Genomic DNA, 21,478 nt, shown 5'->3' with positions numbered 1-21,478 from the left:
CGCCTCAGACGCCCGCCCGGCCCGGACGGCCTTGAGACATGTTGTGATACAGCCGCTTTGAATCTGACAATGCCAGCAAACAATCGCGCTGGCAACGGCAATTTTGCACTGTCCGTAATGGAGCGCCATCCGTCTCGATGTGCGGGGTCGGGCAGCGCCGGATTCGAATACGTTGTGGCCATGTGGAATGTCGACGGACACAAGGTGTTCGGAGTGGCCACCGGTAGCGGAGAGCCGGTGCTGCTGCTGCACGGCTACCCGCAGAGCTCGTCCTGCTGGCGCCACCAGATTGCGGCGCTGGCCAGCAGCCATCAAGTTGTGGCGCCGGACTGGCCGGGCTTCGGTCGGTCCGATCCGCCGGCGACCGCACCCAGCTATGACAACGAAGTGGAGCGGATCGAGCGGTTCGTGCAGCAGTTGGGGTGGCAGCGCTTCAACCTGTGCGCCCATGACTACGGCGGCTTCATCGGACTCGGCTACGCCATTCGCCACCCCGAACGGGTGCTGCGACTGGGTCTGTTGAACACCCGCGCGCATCGCATCTTCCGTCCGTGGTTCTACCGCTTCTCGCAGGCTCAACACTGGATCGCCGTCCACCCTTTGCTATCCGCGGGTGCGCGACAGCTGCCGCTAGCCGCGATCCACCATCGGGCGCTGGCCCGCTATCGCGAACTCGGCTGCTTCGACACCGCGCTGGAAGCCGAATACCTGGGCTGGATGAACACTGCGCAAGGCAGGCGCACGTTTTGGGAATTCTTCGCGCACTATCGGGTGCGCGCGGTCCCATGGCTCGCCGACGGCCTCGGAACCATTGACTGTCCGGTCTTCGTCGTTTGGGGCGACCGCGATCCGTATGTCCCGTTGCGCACCGCATGCGAACTGGTCGAGCGGATCCCGAACGCCGAATTGATTCGCCTGCGGGGCGCTGACCATTACGTCATGGAGGAGCGCCCCGTTGAGGTGACCGACGCCCTGACTCGCTTGCTGAGCACGCCGGTCATCGCACGGGCCTAGCTGGTGACCGTCATCTGTTCATCGCTGCCATCCCACGAGCGGATGAAGACGTCGATCGGCACCCGCTCGTCGGCGCCCTGCTCGCTGCCGCTGTCGTTGAGGTGCACGATGCCGGCCGCGGTGTCGACACCGGTGACCACCACGGCGTGGTTGGCCAGCGGTTGCCCGTGCGAGTCTTTGTCCTCGACGGGGTCGCCCCAGATGACTTCGGCGTTGACCCCGGCAATAACCTTGCGGCCCTTGGCCAAATCCTGCTCGAGGGCCACGATTCCCGTCGGAACGTGGGTCGATGCGGCGCTCGACTTGTCGGTGCTCACGGCACGGATTCCGTAGTGCGCTAGCAAGGCCGGCTCATCGTCGAACGAGGTGCCCTCGCCGCTCTTGCGTCTCTTCGGCTTGTTGTAGATCGGCCCGGGGTGCACGCTGCTGGGCGTCGATTGCGCCAGCCTGACGATCTCCTGCTCGGACGGCTGTGTGCGGGTCAGTTCCCCGACCACGTCGGCGACCGCCATCTCGACGCAGTCGTCGTCGTATTGCTGGTAACGCCAGAATGGGGCCGCCGCGACGGGGTCGCCGTAAAGCGTGCCGACACCACTGGGTGGATTGCCGGGCGTGGCCTGGGCCATGCCCACCGTCGAACCGAGTGTGGCCGCACCGATCAGCACCGCAACGGCGACGGCGCGGGCCACGCTTGCAATCCTGATCACGAGAGCAGGTTCTCGCCGGAGCCTCTACGAATCCTTGGAGCCCTGATCAGGCTGCCCGGCGCGCCGGATTGGGCACCGAGAACGGTTACGCCGTCCTGACGATCCATTCGTTGAACAACGGTGAAAGCGCAAAACCGGCAAGCAATTTCGCAAGCACCTGCCCGCGTGGACGGAAGTGGTTGTCAGTGGGCCCCGGACAGGTTCAACGTGACTACTCCGACGATGATCAGCCCGACGCCGACGACCTTCGTCACCGAAATCGAGGAGCCCAAGAACAGCACCGCGATCAGCACGATGGCCGCAGTGCCGATCGCCGACCACAACGCGTAGGCGACGTCGGTCTGCATGCCCCGCTGGATCGACCACGCCAGCAGCGCGAAAGAGGCGCCGTAGCCGACCAAGCACACCACGGTAGGCCACAGCCGGGTGAAACCTTCGGTGCTCTTGAGCAGGCTGGTCGACACCACTTCCGCGATGATCGCTCCGAACAGGAGCAGGTATGTGAAAGCGCCTCCTTGCATACGGATGTGTCTACACCACGCTTCTCGACGACGGCCGTAACGTTGACCGGGTGATGACGACGAATCTCGATCGCCGCCTCGACAGCTACGCACCGGTGGTGGTGAGCCTGTTCCGGTTGGTCTATGGCTTGTTGTTCGCCGGGTACGGGTCAATGATCTTGTTCGGCTGGCCCGTGGCCGCGCCGGGTCCCGTTGAGTTCGGCTCGTGGCCCGGTTGGTACGCCGGGCTGATCGAATTCGTCACGGGGCTTCTGGTCGGTGCCGGATTGTTCACTCGCGCTGCGGCATTCGTCGCCTCGGGCACAATGGCGGTCGCCTACTTCTGGATGCATCAGCCGCACGCGCTGTGGCCGATCGGCGATCCACCGGGCGGCAACGCCGGAACACCGGCGATTCTGTTCTGCTTCGGCTTTCTGCTGCTGGTCTTCGTCGGCGGCGGCCGTTATTCGATCGACGCCCGGCGCCGACGCTGAGGATCAGTCGCCCCAGCGACCATGGGTGGCCGCAAGTTCGAGCAGGGTGATGCCGTCGCTGCGGCGTTCGCGCAGCACCTGGCTGGGAAAGGTGTAGGGCGGCGCGGCCTCGGGGCTGCGTTGTGCCTGCGCGACGATCGCATCCATCAACGTGCGCGCCATGGACAATCGCGGGTAGCGGGCGTGGATCCCGGCCGCGGTTTCCTCATCGATGAATTCGGCGTTGCGGCCGAAATCCACACCCACACCGCTGCGCACCAGATGGCACAGCGCTCCGCGCCGGTCCGCGATGCCCATCGACGTGTGCAAGGCAATCGCCTCCCAGACGCCGTCCACGAGTGGGCGCTCGCAGCCCTGTTCGGTCAGTAGCGCTGCCGCGAGGTCGGCGCCTTCGACCTCGAACCTCTCTTTGCCCGGCGCCGCGGAGCCGGCTCCCAGATCGTGCATGACGCATCCGAGAAAGAGGGCGTCGGCGTCGTAGTCCGCACCCGGGCGCATGCCCTCGTGCGCGGCGACCAGCTCACCGAACAGGTAGCTGCGGACGCTGTGGTTGAACACTGACGGCGACTCGGTCGACTGTGCCAATCGAATGGCGGCTTGCGCGACGGAGGTGTCGGGGAGAGTGGCTATCACCTGCATGAACAGCACGTTAGGCCCGCGGCTGCCCTCTCGGGAGTGGCTAAAGCGACGCGAGCCCCACGATTTCGGCCACGATGGCCCCGGGTGCGGTGCTTGTCCACGTGAAAAATCGGTGATAATGACATTCTCTAGTTTGGAGAAGCCGTTTCCGTTTACCGGACCGTCCCGAGGAGCGCCGACGATGACCGCGAACCAACGATGCAACGGATTGGTGGCCCTGGTCACCGGAAGCAGCCGAGGCTTGGGCAAGGCGATCGCCGCGCGATTCGCCGCGCACGGTGCCACGGTCGCGCTGACCGCGCGGACGATGGACCCTGACCCCAAATACCACGGGTCGCTGCGCGAAACCGCCGACGAGATCGTCGCCGCGGGGGGCCGGGCCATCGCCGTGCAGGCAGACCTGTCCCAGGCCGACGAACGCGAGCGGTTGTTCGGTGCAGTCGTCGACGCCGTCGGCGCTCCGGACATTCTGGTGAACAATGCCGCGGTCACCTTCCTGCGGCCCCTCGACGGGTTTCCCGAGCGCCGCGCCCGGCTGATGATGGAGATGCATGTGCTCGGGCCACTGCAGTTGAGCCAGTTGGCAATTCCCGCGATGCGCGAGCGAGGGCGGGGCTGGATTCTGAACCTGACCTCAGTCGCCGGCGACCTGCCGCCCGGCCCGCCCTTCTCTGAATTCGACCGAACCGCGGGCTTCGGCGTTTACGGGACGGTCAAGGCCGCACTCAATCGGCTCACCAAAAGCCTTGCCGCAGAACTGTATGACGACGGAATCGCCGTCAACGCGGCTGCTCCGTCCAATCCCGTAGCCACCCCGGGTGCGGGCACCCTCGACCTGGCCAAGACGGACACCGAGGACATCGAGCTGATCACCGAGACGGCGTTTCGGCTGTGCACCGGAGATCCGAAGACCCTGACCGGCCGCATCGCGCATACCCAGACCTTCCTCGCGGAGGCCGGCTGGTTTCAGCCCGCCGGCTGATGGTCGAGGTCGATCTCGACGAGCTGCGCCGCCGACTCGCGGCTGCCGACGTCACCGACGTCACCACGCTGGCAGGGGGTGCGTCCAGCTTCACCTTTCGAGGAACGCGATCCGGTGAGCCCGTGGTGATCAAGCTCGCACCACCGGGGGTTGAGCCGGTCGCGCACCGCGATGTGCTGCGGCAGGCGCGCATTCTCAAAGCGCTTGCCGTGACCCGGGTTCCGGTGCCCGAGGTGCTCTGGGAGGATTCGGGAGATCCGCCCATGACCCCGCCGCTGTTCGTGATGTCGCACGTTAGCGGTGACTGCGTCGAGCCGTTGTTCGACGGTTGCCCGCCCGTACCGGAGCTGGCCGAACGCTACCGCAACGCGTGCCGGGCGATGGCCGCGCTGCACAGTTTGTCGCCGAGTGACCTCGGGCTGGATTCCGAACCGGTCATCGATGCGGTCTCCGAAGTCGTGCGCTGGTGTCAGACGTTGCAGACCGTCGATGCGTCACTAATTCCGGGGTGGCAGGGTGCTCGTGACGCGTTATTGCGTTGCGCCCCAAACGCCATCGCTTCTAGCGTGGTACACGGTGACTTTCGGCTAGGCAACCTGGTGGCGGCCGGGGCGAGTATCAACGCGGTGATCGATTGGGAGATCTGGTCGATAGGAGATCCGCGCATCGATGCGGGCTGGTTTCTGATCAACTGCGATCCCGAGACTTACCAACGTGTTTCGATTGCCGACGGCGTGGCGCCGCCGATCGACGAACTCGCCGAGATCTATCAGCAGGAGCTGGGACACGAAGTTGCCGACTTGGCCTGGTTTCGCGCACTGGCCTGTTTCAAGTCGGCGGCGACCTGGTCGCTGATCGTCAAACACAACCGTCGACGCAAGACGCCGCGGGCCGAATGGGAAGCCATGGCGCCGGTGTTGCCGCGACTGCTGGAGCGGGCGCGGTCGATGGTGGAGTAGGCCTCGGTTAGCGGCACTTGATAAAGACGTTCTGGCAATAGTTTCCGACGCCGTCCCAGTTTTTCTCCCGTGGGATGCCTCGATTGGCGGGGTTCGTAAAGAACGATGGAGCGTCGACCGTGTTGAATTGGCTGATCTCTGGGAGCATCGGCGGCTCGGGGTCAGGATCGGTATCGTCCGCGCGCGCCAGCCCGATGCCGCCCCACAAGGCCAGGACGCTGACCACACCGGCAACCAGTCCGCGAGCGTACGAACGAGCTTTCATCGCCGCCCTCTCGGGTCGTTGCCGTGTGCCACACCCGCAATTCTAGCGGCCGGCCAGCTGGGCCAACGCCAGCCTGCCGCGCCCACATCGCGTATCAGTCACGAACGCGCAACGACTTTGCCAGGGCGATCAGCAAATGCCGCTGCGCGCACGGCGCGGTATTTACGGTTTCGCCGTGGGGACATTAGCCGGGTTCGTCCGCAACGCTGCGGTCGTCACGATGTGCCTTGTAATGGCGCTGACCATGGCGCCGCCAACGGCCGCCGATCCCGACGTTCAGCCCGCAGGTGCCGCTACGCCACCAAATGACGCGCTGGTGCCCTCGAATCCCCCCGAAATCGTCAATACCCCGGATGGCTGGCGATTGGGCCTTGGTGCGAAGGACGAGGCTCAGACTCCGGTAGCGCCGTTGACGACCGCGCTCTCGTCGCGCGAGTACATCGCCGCCGGAACATTTGTCGGAGACCTGAGCGGACCGGGACAGCCGCAAGGCATTCTCGAGGCGGGTTACGAGATCGGCTGTGGCATCGACATGAGCACGTCCAACGGCGTCGACCTCGGCGGCAACATGGGCATCGCCCCCGGTTTCAGCCCGACGTTTGATGCCACCGGCGCGTTGCCGCCTCTTCTGCCGTTCCTCACCGTCCCGGTGGGTGGCTCGATCAATGTGGGGCTCAAGCCCGGCTTCGTGATTGTGGTGCCGGTGGCGAAGAAGCAATTCAAGGGCCCGCACCCGTGGATCATGATCGCCAACTTCCACGTCAGGATCGACGGCTGCGTGGGCCAGTCGTTCATTCGCTCCTACGCGACGCTGACCCGGGTGACTGACCAGTCCGACGTGGTGGTGTCCTACGTCGGCGTCACCAAAGCCGTCTGATCGGGTTCTCGTCGGGCCGGCCGCGAGCGCCGATAGAATCGAAGAACTCAACGGGTGGGAGGCATCGTGGCCGACGACGATTTCGACCGTCGCAATATCGAAGAGTTCCGCGCCAACCACGGCCGGCTCGGGGGACAGTTCGAGGGCGCACCGGTACTGCTGTTGCACAGCAAGGGAGCTCGCAGCGGCGAGGAACGAGTGAGTCCGATGATGTATCTGGCCGACGGTCAGCGTTATCTGGTGTTCGCGTCCGCGGCGGGCGCCGACCGCAATCCGGCGTGGTACCACAATCTGGTGGCTCACCCCGACGCGCGGATTGAAGTGGGGGACGACGTCATCGAGGTTCGGGCCGTCGAACTGCACGGTGACGAACGCGACCAGATGTACGCCCTTCAAGCCTCGCGGTATCCGGGCTTCGCCGACTACGAACACAAAACCACTCGGACGATTCCCGTTCTCGCGCTGATCCCGCAGCAAGCGCAGTGACGGTGGTTTAGCGGGGGATACCCGCCAGCTTGTCGGCGAACTTGGCCTCGGCGGCCGCGCGCAGCCGCAGCAGGTGTTCGGAGGGGAACAGATCGGGTGCGGGCTCGCGGTCTTTGAGCAGCATGCGTGCCAGCGTCACCTTGTGCACCTCGGTCGGGCCATCGGCGAGGCCCAGCACGAACGACTCCACCAGATATTGCACGAACGGCATCTCATGAGTGGTGCCCAGCGATCCGTGTAGTTGCAGCGCCCGCGCCGACACGTCGTGTAGCACCTTCTGCATCATCGCCTTGACCGCGGAGATGTCGGCACGCACCGCCTTGTAGTCGTTGAATTGGTCGATTTTCCAGGCGGTTTGAAGTGTCAGCAGCCGAAACGCCTCGATTTCCATCCACGAGTCGGCGATCATCTCCTGCACCAATTGCTTGTTGGAGAGCACCTCGCCCTGGGTGTAGCGCGACACGGCCCGCTCACAGAGCATGTCGAAGATCCGGCGGACCAGGCCGACCGTGCGCATCGCGTGATGGATGCGTCCGCCGCCGAGACGGGTCTGAGCGACGACGAACGCGCCACCCCGTGGGCCCAGCATATGATCGGCCGGCACCCGGACATTCTCGTAGCGGACGTAGCCTTCGCGCCCGCCACCCAAGGGCTGGTAGCCCAGTCCGACATCGCGCATCACATTGATCCCGGGGGTCTCGCCGGGGACGACGAACATCGAATACCGTTGGTACGGTGGTGCATCGGGGTCGGTCATCGCCATCACGATGATGAACGACGCCATCGAGGCAAACGACGAGAACCACTTCTCCCCGTTGATGATCCAATGCTCACCGTCGGGTACCGCGGACGTGGTGAACACCTTCGGGTCCGCGCCGCCCTGCGGTTCGGTCATCGAGAAGCAGGACACGATCCGGTTGTCCAGCAGCGGCTCGAGATAGCGCGATTTGAGCTCAGGCGTGCCGTAGTGCGCGAGGATCTCGCTGTTGCCGGAATCAGGTGCCTGCGAACCGAATACGATCGGTGCGCACTCCGAGCGGCCCAGAATCTCGTTGAGCAGGGCCAGTTTCACCTGGCCGAAGCCCGGGCCGCCCAGATGTGGACCGAGGTGCGTGGCCCACAGCCCGCGTTGCTTCACGATCTCCTGCAGCGGCGGGATCAGCGCCTGGCGCACCGGATCGCCCAGATCGTGCGACTCCTTGACGATCAGGTCGATGGGCTCGCACTCGGTGCGCACGAAGTCCTCGACCCATTCGAGTTGCTGTGCCCACCGCGGATCAGTCGAGAAATCCCACGACATCTGTTATCCCTTTCGTTCGTCAGTGCGTTGCGCGACGCTGTGTTTCACGGCGCCGGCGTCGACGAGTCCGGCGATGGCACGCTCGTCGACCCCGCGCAGCGGACCGCTCACCGGGTCTGTCCCGAAGACCACTTTTGCCGGCGGGCGCCCGCTTCGTCGCTGGCGTGCGTGATCACCTGATTGCGGTTCTCCAGTTCCAGCGCCGCGGACAAGCTCGCGGCATCGGTGTTGACTTGCAGCGCACGCTTGGTCAGCTGCACGCCTAGGGGCGACAGGTCGGCGATCAGCGACGCCAACTCAACTCCGCGGTCGGTCAGCCGATCCGGCTCGACAAGCTCGCTGACCAGCCCGCGCCGATCGGCTTCTATCGCCGACACGGTGCGTCCGGTGAGCATCCAATCCGCGGCGACGCTGGTTCCGACGATGCGGGGCAGGTGGTAGCTCATGCCCATCTCGGCGCCCGACAAGCCGAGCAGGATCGCGGCGTTGCCGAACGATGCTGTCGCCGAACAGATCCGGATGTCGCAAGCCAGACACAAGGCGAATCCCGCGCCGACACACGGGCCATTGATCGCGGCGATCACCGGGGCGGGCAGCGCCCGCACCCCCTCGGCCAGCGCGGCCATCCTCTCCTGAAAACGCATCCGGTCCAGTGCGGGTGCGGTGGCCTCGAGCATGCTGGGGCCGAAGTCGCGCAGGTCGATCCCGGCGCAAAAACCTCGACCGGCGCCGGTGAGAACGATGGCGCGTGCCGCGCTGTCGCTGGCCAAATCGCTTAGGGTCTGCACCAACTCGGTTTGCATGGCCTCGTTGATCGCGTTGAGCCGCTCGGGTCGGTTCAATCGCAGGACGGCGACGCCGTCGCGCGGCCGGTCGAGATCGAGCGTGCCCGGCTCGGTCATATCCGGGTCACACCCGCTCGACGATCGTCGCGGTGCCCATGCCGCCACCGGTACACATGGTCACCAGCCCCGTTGTCAGGTCGCGACGTTCGAGCTCGTCGAGCACCGTCCCGATCAGCATCGCGCCGGTCGCACCGATCGGGTGACCCAGCGCGATCGCGCCTCCGTTGACATTGACCCGGTCCGGATCGAGGTCGAGGTCGAGGATCGTCTTGAGGGGGACCGCGGCGAACGCTTCGTTGATCTCCCAGAGGTCGATGTCGGCCACGGTCATGCCGGCGCGCTGCAAGCAGCGCTGCGCGGCAGGCCCGGGTGCGGTGAGCATGATGATCGGTTCGCTGCCGATCGCGGCGGTTGCCCGGATCTGCCCTCGCGGCTCTACACCGTTGGAGCGCGCCCAGTTCGGCGACGCGAGCAACACCGCACCCGCGCCCTCGACCACCCCGGAGGAGTTGCCGGCGTGGTGAACGTGGTCGACGTGGTCGATGCCGGGGTAGCGCTGCAAGCAGATCTCGTCGAACGTGCGGTGCTCACCGTCGACACCGGTGGCGCCCATCGCGGCGAACGCCGGCCGCAGCCGTGCCAGCGACTCCGGGGAGGTGCCGGGGCGCGGGTGCTCGTCGCGGGCGAACGGACCGTCGGGCGTGGCGACTTCGACCAGCGAGCGATCGAATCTGCCCTCGTCGATGGCGGCGGCAGCGCGATGCTGGCTAAGTGCGGCGTAGGTGTCGACGACATCGCGGGTAAACCCTTCGAGGGTCGCGATGAGGTCAGCCGAAATACCTTGCGGTACGGTCGGATACAGCGCGCGAAGGTCCGCGTTGTCGCCGTCGATCGTCGGCACGCCGGCCGTGACGTTCCAGCGCGACATCGATTCGACTCCGCCCGCGATCACCAAATCCTCGGTGCCCGCGGCGATCGAGGACGCCGCGACGGTGACGGCTTGCTGACCGGATCCACAGAATCGATTCAGCGTCATCCCGGGCACGGTCTGCGGCCAGCCGGCCAACAGGACCGAAAGGCGTGCGATGTCGTCACCGTGGTCACCGGACAGGATGCCGTTGCCGGCGATCACGTCATCGACGTTCGCGGGATCGAAACCGGTGCGGTTGGCCAGGGCGGTCAGGCAGGTGGCGAACAGCGTTTGCGGATGTACGTTGTGCAGTCCGCCGTCGGGCCGGCCACGCCCGCGCGGGGTGCGCACCGCGTCGAGAATCCAGGCGTCGATGTTGGGCTCCGATCGTTGGGTGAGAGGTTCGATGCGGCGACTCCTTACCGATCGTAATCCGTCTCTCGGCCATGGAGAATAGCCCTCTCCAAAACAGCGAATCCATTCTCGGCGCGGTGCGGCGATCGGCGCCCTGGCTACGCCGTGGCGGTGTCTGCCTGCGGCGCAGTGGCGGACCGTCCGGCCCGGCGCAGCGTGGCCGCCGGCGTTTCGCCGTACCGGCTCGCGTGCGCCGCGGCGAACCGCCCGGGGTTCGAGTATCCCCAGCGCTTGGCGATCGAGGCCACGGTCTCGACCGAGGGATCGGACTCGAGCAGCTCCTGATGCGCCCGCCGCAGCCGCACCTGCCGCAGGTAGGTCATCGGCGACATGCCCAGGTGGCGAGTGAAACTCTGCTGCAGTGCGCGCGAGCTGACGTGGCATTCGGCGGCCAGAAAAGCAATCGTCAGCGGGAGATGCGGCTCTGATTCGATGATGTCGATCGCAGGCCGGATAGTATGTGGTGCAACAAGTTTGGTTCGTTCTGCGAGCGCACCCCGGTGTGGGTGGTCCGCGGCGAGCAGCAGTGCATGCAGCAGGCTGTCCACGAAAGGCGTTGCGACCAGGGGTTGTGTCAGGGCGCTGTCGGTTCGAAAGAGCTCCTGGGCGAACACGGTGAACATGTGCATCCAGCTGCGTGCGGGCCCGTTGGTGGTGACCATGGCGGGTTCGAATTCAATCTGTCCGGTCAATGGGCGTCCGAGCGCCTCGCTGAGCGTGTCCTCGAGCGTATTGCGGCTCACCCGCAATGCCATCATTCGGCAGCCCGCTTGCCAACGGGGAACGATCAGTTCGCCCTCGGGAAGACAAATCGTGGCAAGACCGGGCGCATAGGTAATCGAGGAGCCGCGCTGAAATAACTCCATTTGTCCGGAGGCGAGAATATTGACTTGGTAAAACGGCCTGTCGTGCGCGCAGCAGATGCGGGCATCGACGTTGAGAGCCAGGTCAAAGACCGTGATCGGCCCGACCGCACCGACTCGCTGGCTCAGCGAAAGCGGCTTGCGACGGTCAACGGGACCGAGCATTTGCAGGCACGGAAACAATTTCACGACTTGCTTAAAGGCGTCGGTTGTCTTGAGTTCCGCAACCGTAGACGGTTGGCTTTTCTCGCCCATTTCGAACCCCGCTTCTTCGGCGTCCGCTTGAACGGACTCCTCGGGCATTCGCGGCGACGGCCGGTACGGATCGCTTAATGTGGCGGACGTCACATTGATTGCGGCTCGGACGACTTCCGGAGTTCGGGGAATACCGGCCTCGGTAAGAGGCCGAACCCAGGCACGCGCAGCAAAGTGTCTCAAACGTTGCGCGAACTGTACTGAGAAGAGGTATCGCGGCTTCAGCGGCTCTAGTCTCGCTGTGAAGGCGTTATCCGACAACGGATTTCGCACACGTGATCGGAGTGACATGACAACATCGTCAGCGCAGTCTCCCACAACACACCAGGACCTGTTGGCCGATGCGGTGCGATTACAGCCGCTACTTCGCGAAAGCACGTTGGCAAGCGAGGCGATGCGCAAGCTGCCGGACGAGGTGATCGCTGCACTGACTGACGCCGGCTTCTTCCGCTTGCTCAAGCCGCGTCGATTCGGGGGTGTGCACGCCCCGCAACGGACGGTCCTCGAGATCGTCGAAACACTCGGTCGGGCAAACGCATCGGCGGCCTGGCTGGTAAGCATCGCTGCCACCGCATCGGTGGTGGCGCGGCATGGCTCGCAGCAGTTGCAATCCGAAATATTCAGCGCGCCCGACTCCCGGATCGCCGGTGGGCTGCCCCTCGGCAACGCGCGGCGGGTGGACGGCGGATTCTCGATCAGCGGAAGCTGGCCGTACGCATCGGGCGCCCCGCATGCCGACTGGGCATCGCTGGGCGTCGCGGTACCCGGCCAGGACGACGGCGTAACGGAGAGCTTTCTGTGCTTCGTACCGGCGTCCGAAGTGCGGTTGCGCGACACCTGGCACACGGCCGGTATGCGCGGCACCGCGAGCCAAACATTTTTGGCTGAACAGGTTTTCGTTCCGGAACACCGCGCAATCGCATTGGACGCATTGATCAGCGGGCCGGGAAATGAATCCGGGTATCGACTGCCATTGGCGCCGATGGCGGCTCTGCTTCTGGTGGGGCCGTTACTCGGCCTTGGGCAAGCTGCCGCGGACCTGGTGCTTCAAACGGCTCCGTCGAAGCCGCTGTCCAACACATTCTTTGTCCACCAGAGTGATTCGGTGGGAGTGCAGATACAGCTCGCTGAGGCGCAACTCAACTTACGGACCGCCAGGCTGCACGCCTTCGAGGTCGCCGACGCGTTGGACGAGGGCGAGATCGTGAACGGCGAGGCGGGATACCCGCTTCGCGCTCAAGCGCGAGCGCAGTGTGGCTACGCCGCCCGTCAAGTACTCGAGGCGATCCAGGCGCTGATCAACGTCCACGGTGCGGGCAGCTTCGCCGATTCCAGTGCAATGCAGCAATATTGGCGCGATGCCAACGTCGGAGCGCGCCATGCCGCATTGAGTGCCTTTGTCGGCTACGAGATCTACGGAAAGTCATTGCTGGGCGTGCCCGAACGCATCGCCCCGCTGGTGTGAAGACAGAGCTGCCGATCGCGCGACTGGACACTCAGTACGGAGGAGTCATGAATTTCGTCAGCCCGTTTCCCGACGTCGTCATTCCGGTCACCGGTGTGTACGAGTACGTGTTCGGCGACCTCGCCGAGGCCGACGCCGATCGCGTAGCCCTGGTCGAGACCGCAACCGGAACCGAAGTGAGCTATCGCGCGCTGGTCACCCGGATCCAGTCCTTCGCCGCCGCGCTGGCGGGGCGCGGCATCGGCGTGGGCGACGTGGTGGCGCTGCTCGCGCCGAACAGTGCGGCGTTCGCGACCGCGTTGCATGCGATCCTGCGGGCCGGCGCGACGGTGACGCCCATCAATGTCTTGTTCACCGCAGACGAGATCGCCCGTCAGGTAACGGATTCAGGTGCGCGACTGTTGATCGCGGCCCCGCGATTGCGGGAGCAGGCCGAGCAGGCGGCTAACGCGGCAGGCTTGTCCAGTGGTGATGTGTTGCCGCTTGACATTGACGATCTCGTAAGCTCAACGGGCAGTGAGGGTCCAGAGATCGAGTTCGATCCCGAAACACATGTGGCGGTGCTTCCCTTTAGTTCCGGAACGACCGGAAAACCCAAGGCAGTGATGCTCACCCATCGCAATCTCGTCGCCAACGTAGCCCAATTGCACCCAATGTCAGGCGTGGATCCCGATGAGACACTGATGGCGGTGGTTCCTTTCTTTCACAGCTACGGGCTGACCGGGCTCCTGTGCGCCGCGCTTCGGGACCGGGCGCGGCTGATCGTCATGCCGTCCTTCGATCTGGGCGCGTTCCTAGCCGCCATCGAGAGGTATCGCGTCACCCAGGCTTACATCGCACCGCCGGTGGCCGTCGCATTGGCCAAAGACCCAGTGGTCGACTCCTTTGACCTGTCTTCCCTACACACCCTGACCTCGGCGGCCGCGCCGCTGGACGAGGAACTGGCCAACGCGGTGGCCCAGCGACTCGGTTGCCGCATCGTGCAGGCGTACGGGATGACCGAACTGAGCCCGGCCAGCCACGTCATTCCGCTGCAAGGCCGGCATCCGGCAGGCGCCGAGGCGCCCGTCAGTTCGTGTGGGTGGACGGTGCCGAACGCGGAGAGCAAGCTTCTTGACATCGAGACGGGGGCCGAAATACCCCTTCCCTCTTCCGGTTTGAGTGAGCCGGGTGAGCTGTGCTTCCGGGGACCCAACGTGATGGCGGGTTATCTCGGAAACGCCGCCGCGACCGCGCAGACCATCGACGCCGACGGGTTTCTGCATACCGGTGATCTGGCGCGGGTGGATGCTGCGGGATGTGTGTACATCGTGGACCGACTCAAGGAGCTGATTAAATACAAGGGATATCAGGTTGCACCAGCCGAGCTCGAGGCGCTGCTGTTGACCCACCCGGGGATCGCCGACGTCGCGGTTGTCGGTGTCGTTCACAATATTACGGGTGAGGAGATCCCAAAGGCCTTCGTGGTAAGGCAGCTTGGCGCCGCACTCTCGAAAGGTGAGGTCATCGACTTCGTCGCAGCGAAAGTGGCTCCCTACAAGAAGATTCGTCAGGTTGAGTTCATCGAGAAGATTCCGAAGTCGCCGACCGGCAAGATTCTGCGCAGGGATCTGCGAGCGCGCCAAGCATGAGGGCATGCCGAAGGACACCGGAGATGGATGACCGCGGCGTCGTGATCATCGGTTCGGGGCCGGCGGGACTTTCTGCGGCACTGAGCCTTTGCGACCTCGGCATCAGGTCGCTGGTGATCGAGCGCGCGGGCGAAGTGGCCGCGGCGTGGCGCGGCCGCTATGACAAGCTCAAACTCAACACCGGTCGGCAGTTCTCGCATCTGCCCGCACGACGCTATCCCAAAGGCACTCCGGTCTATCCGAGCCGCGACCAAGTGGTCGAGCACTTCCAACATCACGCCCGCGAAGAGGGTGTCGAGCTACGGGTCAACACCGAGGTCAACCGGATCGACCGAGATGCGTCGGGGTGGATGGTGAGCACATCCGAGGGCGAAATCGAGGCTCGACACGTCGTGATCGCCACCGGTTATCAACACACACCGGTCATACCGGACTGGCGGGGCAGCTTCACCGGTGCGCTGTCGCATTCGTCCGTCTACCGCAATCCGGCGCCGTACGCCGGAAAACGGGTGCTGGTAGTCGGGTCGGGATCGTCGGGCATGGAGATCGCCCACGATCTGAGCGCGGGCACGACTGCCAAAGTCTGGCTCTCGGTGCGCACACCGCCAAACATCTTGCCCCGCAACGGCCCTGCCGGTCTTCCCAATGACGTGCTGTCGATCCCGCTCTACCATCTGCCCGCGCGACTGTCCGACCGGATCGCCACCGTCGCGCGCCGCAAGGCGTTCGGGGACCTCGCCGAGTTCGGCCTGCCGGTGCCCGCCGAAGGGCCGTTCACCAGGGCGCATCGGCTGGATGTCGCGCCGACCATCATCGATCCGGAGGTCGTCGACGCTATCCGCGCGGGATCGGTCGAGGTCGTGCCCGCGCTGTGCGCGTTCGAGGGCGGCGACGTCGTGCTTGGCGACGGTCGAAGAATCAACCCCGATGCGGTAATCGCGGCGACGGGTTACCGGATCGGGCTGGAGCCATTGGTCGGGCACCTGGGTGTGCTTGGTTCCGATGGTGCACCCGTTCATTTGGCGCCGGCGCCCGCCGCCGATGGACTGTACTTCCACGGGATCGTGAGCCGTCCCGCGTTGATTGGCTACGTGGCCAGACAGTCGCGGGCACTTGCCAAACGCATCGCTGCCCAGCGCTGACTCAGTCGAAGTTGGTGCCGCTGCTCAGCTGCTCCCATTTCGCGATCTCGCTTGCGCGAGCGTCCGCGGTGTAGCGATACAGGGCCAGCGCGTCGGGGCCCAGCAGCAGGAATGCCGGCGGTTCAGTGGATTCGACGGCGGTGACGATCGCGGCGCCGGCTTTGGCGGGGTCGCCGGCCTGGTTGCCGTGCATCGTGTCATTCTCCTTGCGACGCTGTCCGGCCGTTCCGGCGTAGTCGTCGATGACCGTGGCCGACTGGACGAGCGAGCGTCCGGCGAAGTCGGTTCGAAACGCTCCCGGTTCGACCACCGTCACAGAAATTCCGAGCGGGGCCAGCTCGCCGCGAAGCGCACCACTCATCCCCTCGAGTGCCGCCTTGGCGGCCGAGTAGTAGCCCGATCCCACCGGCATCACCTGGGCGCCGATCGAGGAGATGTTCACGATCGCGCCGCTGCGGCGCGCCCGCATGCCGGGCAGGACGGCCTTGATCATCGCGACGGCACCGAAGAAGTGTGTCTCGAACAGGGCGCGGACTTCGGTGTCCTCGCCTTCTTCGATTGCGGCGCGGTAACCGTACCCGGCGTTGTTGACCAGCACGTCGACGCCGCCGAACCGCCCTTCGGCCTGCTCGACGGCCGAAGTGATCTGGTCGGGTTTGGTGACGTCCAGCGCAACGGGCAGCACCCGATCCGGCGCGATGTCGGCCAGGTCGGCGACCTTCGCGACGTCGCGTGCGGTGACGACGGCATTGTGGCCGGTGTCGATGACGGCTTCGGCGAGGGCTCTGCCGAGTCCGGTTGAGCAGCCGGTGATGAGCCAGGTGGGCATGGGCGGTCCTCTTCGGTGTCGTGGCGCAATCAGCTCCGGCATCGTTTCTAGCTCAGTCGGTCAGTGCCCGGCCCACAATCAACGGATCCGGTTCGCCCACTACCGCGTCGTCCTTGTCGTCGTACTCGGATTTGGCGAGCACGTAGCGCATGGCGTTGATCCGGGCCCGCTTCTTGTCATTGCTGCGCACCACGATCCACGGCGCAACATCGGTATCGGTCGCCTCGAACATTGCTTCCTTGGCCTCGGTGTACTGGTTCCAGCGATCGATCGACTCCATATCCATTGGCGAAAACTTCCAGTTCCGGACGGGATCGACCAACCGGATGGCGAAGCGGGTCCGTTGTTCGGCCGGGGAGACGGAAAACCACAGTTTGGTCAGGTTGATGCCATTGGCGACCAGCATCCCCTCGAAAAGCGGTGCCTGTTGCATGAATTCGGCGTATTGCTCGGGTGAACAGAAGCCCATCACCTTCTCGACTCCCGCCCGGTTGTACCACGACCGGTCGAACAGCACCATCTCGCCACCGGACGGCAAGTGGCTGATGTAGCGCTGGAAATACCACTGTGTCTGTTCACGCTCCGTCGGCTTCTCGAGCGCGACGACTCGCGCCCCGCGCGGATTCAGATGCTCCATGAACCGCTGAATGGTGCCGCCTTTGCCGGCCGCGTCGCGTCCCTCGAACACGATGAGGTGCCTGCATCCGGTGCGCTTGCTGTGGTTCTGCAGTTTGAGCAGCTCAATTTGCAGGCGCCGTTTCAAATCCTCGTATTCGCCGCGTGGCATCCGGTGGTCGTAGGGATATCGTTCACGCCACGTCTGGATGTGATTCCCCTCCCGGTCGAGCAAGATCGGGTCATCGTCATCGTCGTCCTTGACGGTGTAGCCGTGGTCGGGAGTGGACAGGGCCTCGAGGTCTATCTCTGCCATGTCATCCGACGCTAGCTCCAGTGACGGCGCGACGGTAAGCGACCGTGCGCGGGGCGACCGCTCACACGCGAAATGCCATGGCGCGCTGACTCATTCGATCGTCTTCTGGGGACGCATAGTCCCGGCCCGTCGCCCTGTTATGACACCGACGCGGCACGTCGTTCCAGGCGATAGGTTCGCATGAATCCGCCCGGGTGCGTCGTGAGCGTCACCTCCACCGCGCCGCTGGGCGCCACGACGTAGCGCTCCTCGACATCCGGCCCGTTCGTCCACCGGCCGACCGGCTGACGCCCCAGGTCGTCGCGGTCGTAGAGCGCGGGATCGAAGGGAAACAGAACCGGGTCGTAAGGCGTCACGTCCCCGTCGGGGCGGCCATTGACCAGGCGGCTGCATTCCACGAAGCGGAAGTGCCCGATGTTGTGCGCTGCCCGGTATGTCCGCCGGACGATCAGCGGCGTCTGGCCGTCGGCGGGCAGCGAGACGTCTTTGCCCACGATCGGATCGAAGACGACGCCGGCGCCGGCTTCGGCCTCGCGGAACACCCCGAAGTGTCGCGAAAAGCGTTCCGACAGCGCGAAACCCGATTCTTTGTCCAGGAAGACGGCAAGACCGATGGCCGTGGCGGCAAACGGATGAGGGGAGCGTTTCACCCGCTTCTCGCCGAAAGTGCTGCGCAACATCCGCGAGATCAGGGGAAAGCCGCCGGCCCCGCCCACCACGTAGATGCCGGCGACCTCGGACCACGCCACATCCCCGCTGCCGTCGCGCAGGATGCGGTTGAGGAGTGCGATCGTGGGCTCGACGAGCGGCGCACACGCCGCGTAGACGTCGTCGATGCCACACGAAAACGGCGGCCGGTCGACCCCGGACATGTCGACCAGGAAGCGCCTAGTCTGCGGCCCGACGGCCTCCTTGCGAAGCGCACATTCCTCGCGGAGAAGCTCGAGTGCGGTGGAGTCGACGTCGCGAAGTTTCGCGCCCTCGGTGACGAGTTGCACAATCACCTCGTCGAAATCGTCACCGCCGAGTCGTTGGATGCCCTCGCTGATCACGACCTCGTTGGAGTGCCCGGTCATCTTGAGCAGCGACGCGTCGAAGGTACCGCCGCCGAGGTCGTAGATGAGCACGTATTCGCGTTTGGCGGTGATGGTGGAGCGATATCGGTGGGCATATTCGAGGCTGGCCGCGGACGGCTCGTTCAGCAGTGCGACGACGTGAAAACCCGCCGCCACGAAGGCGTCCAGCGTCAACAGGCGCTGGGCACTGGCGGCATTGGCGGGCACGCTGATGGCAGCCTCGATGGTGTCACCTGTCGTCAGGCTGCCATTCGAGCGCTGCAGAAGATCGCTTTTGAGCTGAGCCAAAAATCCGGTGAGCAAGTCGGTCAACCGGTAGCTATGGCCGGCCAGCGTCACCTCGGTTTGCGGCCCGGCGTCGTTGAGCAGGCGTTTGATCGAGCGCAGCACCGACCACTCGGGATCGTGGCGAACGGCCGCGGCGTCCACCCCGAAGCGCAGTTCCCCGGCCGCGTTGGCGGCGATGAGTGACGGCCAGGCATCAACGCCGTCGAACGAGACGACCGGGTAGTTGCCCCGGTCGACGAGCGCGACGACAGTGTGGGTGGTGCCGAAGTCGATGCCGACTCTCATTCCGCACAATCTTAGTGCGGTACAGCGAACTTCGGGGCTATCGATTTCCGGCGTGGCGCTCGCCGGACGGCGCTGCCCATTGCCGTTGCACCTCTCGCTCCGCGGGGGTGGCTATCAGGCCCGACGGCGCGAACTTCCTCGACGGGATCGGGTCGTCCTCGGTCAACGGGCGCCCGCCGCCGCGAATTGCCTTGAGCGCGACGACAATTCCGATGACCAGCACGATGACCACCACGACCGCGAAAAGTATCGACAGCGTGCCCTGAATGAAGGTGTTCCTGATGACTGCGTCGAGCTGATGGACATTCTTGGCCGAACCGAACGCGGTTTTGCCCGCGTCCTTGGCCGCCGAGTACTGGAAGTGTTGGGACCAGTAACCGATCGCCGGGTCGGCGGAGAAGATCTTCTGCCACGACGCGGTCAGGGTGACCGTCAGATCCCACAGCAGCGGGATGCCCGGTATCCACGCCCACTTCAGCAGGCCCTTCTTGACGACGATCACGGTGACGACGGTCAGCGCGATCGCCGCGAGCAACTGGTTGGCGATCCCGAACAGCGGAAACAGCGTGTTGATGCCGCCGAGGGGGTCGGTCACACCCATCAGCAGGATGCTGCCCCACGCCGCCGCCACGATCAGGCTGCAGACCCAGACCCCGGGGCGCCAGCTCGGATTGCGCAACCTGGTCAGCGGGCCGCCCAGGTTGCCGAGCGCGTCGGAGAGCATGAAGCGCGCTACCCGGGTGCCGGCGTCGACCGCGGTCAGGATGAACAGCGCCTCGAACATGATCGCGAAGTGATACCAGAACGCCTTGAGGCCGGCCCCGCCGAACGAGCGGTTCAGAACCTCGGACATGCCCACGGCCAGCGTCGGGGCTCCGCCGGTGCGCGACACGATTGATTTTTCACCGACGCCGGCGGCGGCCTGATTGAGCTGGTCCGCGGTCGCCGGCGGCCCGGACAGGCCGAGTCCGTTGACGTAGTGCGCGGCACTGGCCGCGGTGCCGCCGGTCTGCGCGGCGGGGGCGTTCAGCGCGAAGTACACGTGCTGGTCCAGGATCGCGGCGCTGATCAGCGCCATGATCGCGACGAACGATTCGGTCAGCATGCCGCCGTAGCCGATGAAACGCATCTGGCCCTCCTTCTCCAGGAGCTTCGGTGTCGTCCCCGAGGAGATCAGCGCATGGAACCCGGACAGCGCGCCGCACGCGATGGTGATGAACAGGAAGGGGAACAGAGCGCCGGGAAAGACCGGCCCGTCGCCGGTGTGGGCGAACCGGGAGACGGCGGGCGCCTGAATCAGCGGGTGCGCGATAAAGATGCCGACGGCCAGCAACGCGATGGCGCCGACCTTCATGAAGGTCGACAGGTAATCGCGCGGTGCCAGCAGCAACCACACCGGCAACACCGACGCCACGAAGCCGTAGATGATGATCAACCACGACACCGTCACCGCGGACAAGTTCAACCAGGATGCGCCCCAAGAGGTTTCGCTGACCCAGTTGCCGGACGCCACGGCGATCATCAGCAGCACGAAGCCGATCACCGAGACCTCGGCCACCCGGCCCGGGCGCAGGAACCGCAGGTAGCAGCCCATGAAGAGGGCGATCGGGATGGTCATCGCGATCGAGAAGACACCCCACGGGCTCTGAGCCAGGCCTCGCACCACCACCAGCGCCAGCACCGCGATGATGATCACCATGATGACGAAGGCGCCGACCAGCGCGGCGGCCCCGCCTGCCGCGCCGAGCTCGTCGCGGGCCATCTGGCCCAGGGACCGGCCCCGGCGCCGCGTGGAGATCCACAGCACCAGGTAGTCCTGGACCGCGCCGGCGAACACCGCGCCGACGATGATCCAGATGCTGCACGGCAAGTAGCCCATTTGGGTCGCCAGGACCGGGCCGACGAGCGGTCCCGCCCCGGCGATCGCGGCGAAATGATGGCCGAACAGCACCCGACGGTCGGTCGGCACGTAGTCGGTGCCGTCGTCGAGAACTTCGGCGGGTGTGGCGTGGTCGTCGCGCGGGCGGACGATCTTCATCTCGATCAGCCGCGCGTAGAACCGGAATCCGATGATGTAGGTGCAGATCGCGGCGACCACGATCCAGACGGCGTTGACCGTTTCGCCGCGCAGGAACGCGACGACGGCCCAGGCGAGGGCGCCGACTACCGCGATGATTCCGAACAGGATCTTGTGGCGAAAGCTGATGGGGGAGCGGTCGATGATGGCGACCGGGGGCAGGTCATCGTCCGTGCGGATGTAGCGGACATCGTTGTCGTGCACAGTCACGGTCAAACCCTACGACGAAAGGGGTTTTCCGCCC

At 65.2% G+C, this 21,478-nt stretch carries 21 protein-coding genes; 9 read left to right on the top strand and 12 right to left on the bottom strand.

Translation table 11 applies throughout. From position 1 onward, the window contains the following. The first annotated feature begins 180 nt into the window (after positions 1-180). Positions 181-1,014: an alpha/beta fold hydrolase gene (locus tag ACAG21_RS08875; RefSeq protein ID WP_370495628.1), complete on the top strand. Its 834-nt coding sequence runs from the start codon at positions 181-183 to the stop codon at positions 1,012-1,014. Here ACAG21_RS08875 and ACAG21_RS08870 read toward each other — a convergent pair. Further along, on the bottom strand, positions 1,011-1,718 hold the full coding sequence (locus tag ACAG21_RS08870) for a hypothetical protein (protein ID WP_370495895.1): 708 nt from the start codon (positions 1,716-1,718) through the stop codon (positions 1,011-1,013). The two genes, ACAG21_RS08875 and ACAG21_RS08870, sit on opposite strands and share 4 nt — an antisense overlap. 185 nt (positions 1,719-1,903) lie before the next feature. Continuing rightward, positions 1,904-2,242 carry a multidrug efflux SMR transporter gene (locus ACAG21_RS08865; RefSeq protein WP_370495627.1) on the bottom strand — a complete coding sequence of 113 codons (339 nt, stop codon included), beginning with the start codon at positions 2,240-2,242 and terminating at the stop codon, positions 1,904-1,906. 53 nt (positions 2,243-2,295) lie between these two features. On the opposite strand from ACAG21_RS08865, the gene ACAG21_RS08860 reads away from it, so the two are divergent. Further along, entirely contained in the window at positions 2,296-2,715 is a 420-nt protein-coding gene (locus tag ACAG21_RS08860; protein ID WP_370495893.1) for a DoxX family protein, read from the top strand. A gap of 3 nt (positions 2,716-2,718) precedes the next feature. On the opposite strand, the gene ACAG21_RS08855 is transcribed toward ACAG21_RS08860, so the two are convergent. Continuing rightward, positions 2,719-3,354, bottom strand: a complete 636-nt coding sequence (locus tag ACAG21_RS08855; RefSeq protein WP_370495626.1) for a hypothetical protein — start codon at positions 3,352-3,354, stop codon at positions 2,719-2,721. Positions 3,355-3,535: 181 nt separating this feature from the next. Between ACAG21_RS08855 and ACAG21_RS08850 the strand changes: the two genes are divergently transcribed. Continuing rightward, positions 3,536-4,336: an SDR family NAD(P)-dependent oxidoreductase gene (locus ACAG21_RS08850; protein WP_370495624.1), complete on the top strand. Its 801-nt coding sequence runs from the start codon at positions 3,536-3,538 to the stop codon at positions 4,334-4,336. Continuing rightward, positions 4,336-5,295, top strand: coding sequence for a phosphotransferase family protein (locus ACAG21_RS08845; protein ID WP_370495622.1), 960 nt, complete (start codon positions 4,336-4,338; stop codon positions 5,293-5,295). The genes ACAG21_RS08850 and ACAG21_RS08845 overlap by 1 nt, the downstream gene beginning before the upstream one ends. Before the next feature lie 7 nt (positions 5,296-5,302). Here the strand turns inward: ACAG21_RS08845 and ACAG21_RS08840 are convergent, their stop codons facing one another. Further along, positions 5,303-5,560, bottom strand: coding sequence for a hypothetical protein (locus tag ACAG21_RS08840; protein WP_370495621.1), 258 nt, complete (start codon positions 5,558-5,560; stop codon positions 5,303-5,305). A gap of 220 nt (positions 5,561-5,780) precedes the next feature. On the opposite strand from ACAG21_RS08840, the gene ACAG21_RS08835 reads away from it, so the two are divergent. Together ACAG21_RS08835 and ACAG21_RS08830 are read left to right on the top strand one after the other, a co-directional pair. Continuing rightward, entirely contained in the window at positions 5,781-6,437 is a 657-nt protein-coding gene (locus ACAG21_RS08835) for an MspA family porin (RefSeq protein ID WP_370495892.1), read from the top strand. Positions 6,438-6,503: 66 nt separating this feature from the next. Beyond that, entirely contained in the window at positions 6,504-6,923 is a 420-nt protein-coding gene (locus tag ACAG21_RS08830; RefSeq protein WP_370495620.1) for a nitroreductase family deazaflavin-dependent oxidoreductase, read from the top strand. A gap of 7 nt (positions 6,924-6,930) precedes the next feature. Here the strand turns inward: ACAG21_RS08830 and ACAG21_RS08825 are convergent, their stop codons facing one another. From ACAG21_RS08825 to ACAG21_RS08810, 4 genes are all read right to left on the bottom strand, one after another. Then, positions 6,931-8,223, bottom strand: a complete 1,293-nt coding sequence (locus tag ACAG21_RS08825; RefSeq protein ID WP_370495618.1) for an acyl-CoA dehydrogenase family protein — start codon at positions 8,221-8,223, stop codon at positions 6,931-6,933. Positions 8,224-8,330: 107 nt separating this feature from the next. Next, positions 8,331-9,125, bottom strand: coding sequence for an enoyl-CoA hydratase/isomerase family protein (locus tag ACAG21_RS08820; protein WP_370495617.1), 795 nt, complete (start codon positions 9,123-9,125; stop codon positions 8,331-8,333). A gap of 7 nt (positions 9,126-9,132) precedes the next feature. Beyond that, positions 9,133-10,341, bottom strand: a complete 1,209-nt coding sequence (locus tag ACAG21_RS08815; RefSeq protein WP_370495891.1) for an acetyl-CoA C-acetyltransferase — start codon at positions 10,339-10,341, stop codon at positions 9,133-9,135. 149 nt (positions 10,342-10,490) lie between these two features. Next, entirely contained in the window at positions 10,491-11,558 is a 1,068-nt protein-coding gene (locus ACAG21_RS08810; protein ID WP_370495616.1) for an AraC family transcriptional regulator, read from the bottom strand. Positions 11,559-11,799: 241 nt separating this feature from the next. Between ACAG21_RS08810 and ACAG21_RS08805 the strand changes: the two genes are divergently transcribed. The 3 genes from ACAG21_RS08805 to ACAG21_RS08795 are packed head-to-tail and all read left to right on the top strand — an operon-like array spanning position 11,800 to position 15,748. Next, positions 11,800-12,975: an acyl-CoA dehydrogenase family protein gene (locus ACAG21_RS08805; RefSeq protein ID WP_370495615.1), complete on the top strand. Its 1,176-nt coding sequence runs from the start codon at positions 11,800-11,802 to the stop codon at positions 12,973-12,975. 47 nt (positions 12,976-13,022) lie between these two features. Then, positions 13,023-14,606, top strand: coding sequence for an AMP-binding protein (locus ACAG21_RS08800; RefSeq protein ID WP_370495613.1), 1,584 nt, complete (start codon positions 13,023-13,025; stop codon positions 14,604-14,606). A gap of 23 nt (positions 14,607-14,629) precedes the next feature. Further along, complete coding sequence (locus tag ACAG21_RS08795) at positions 14,630-15,748, top strand: flavin-containing monooxygenase (RefSeq protein WP_370495612.1); 1,119 nt, start codon at positions 14,630-14,632, stop codon at positions 15,746-15,748. A 1-nt stretch (position 15,749) separates the two neighbouring features. On the opposite strand, the gene ACAG21_RS08790 is transcribed toward ACAG21_RS08795, so the two are convergent. The 4 genes from ACAG21_RS08790 to ACAG21_RS08775 form a co-directional block, all read right to left on the bottom strand. Beyond that, positions 15,750-16,577 (bottom strand): oxidoreductase, encoded by an 828-nt coding sequence (locus tag ACAG21_RS08790; protein ID WP_370495611.1) that lies wholly within the window; start codon positions 16,575-16,577, stop codon positions 15,750-15,752. Positions 16,578-16,629: 52 nt separating this feature from the next. Then, on the bottom strand, positions 16,630-17,508 hold the full coding sequence (ppk2, locus tag ACAG21_RS08785) for a polyphosphate kinase 2 (RefSeq protein ID WP_370495610.1): 879 nt from the start codon (positions 17,506-17,508) through the stop codon (positions 16,630-16,632). Positions 17,509-17,645: 137 nt separating this feature from the next. Further along, on the bottom strand, positions 17,646-19,157 hold the full coding sequence (locus ACAG21_RS08780; RefSeq protein WP_370495609.1) for an Hsp70 family protein: 1,512 nt from the start codon (positions 19,155-19,157) through the stop codon (positions 17,646-17,648). 37 nt (positions 19,158-19,194) lie between these two features. Further along, a complete protein-coding gene (locus tag ACAG21_RS08775; protein WP_370495608.1) occupies positions 19,195-21,450 on the bottom strand; it encodes a carbon starvation CstA family protein in 2,256 nt (751 codons plus the stop codon). Between the last annotated feature and the right edge of the window lie 28 nt (positions 21,451-21,478).

This window comes from Mycobacterium sp. pR1184 (assembly GCF_041287235.1).
Taxonomy (GTDB): Bacteria; Actinomycetota; Actinomycetes; order Mycobacteriales; family Mycobacteriaceae; genus Mycobacterium.
This window is presented reverse-complemented; position numbering and strand designations above follow the sequence as displayed.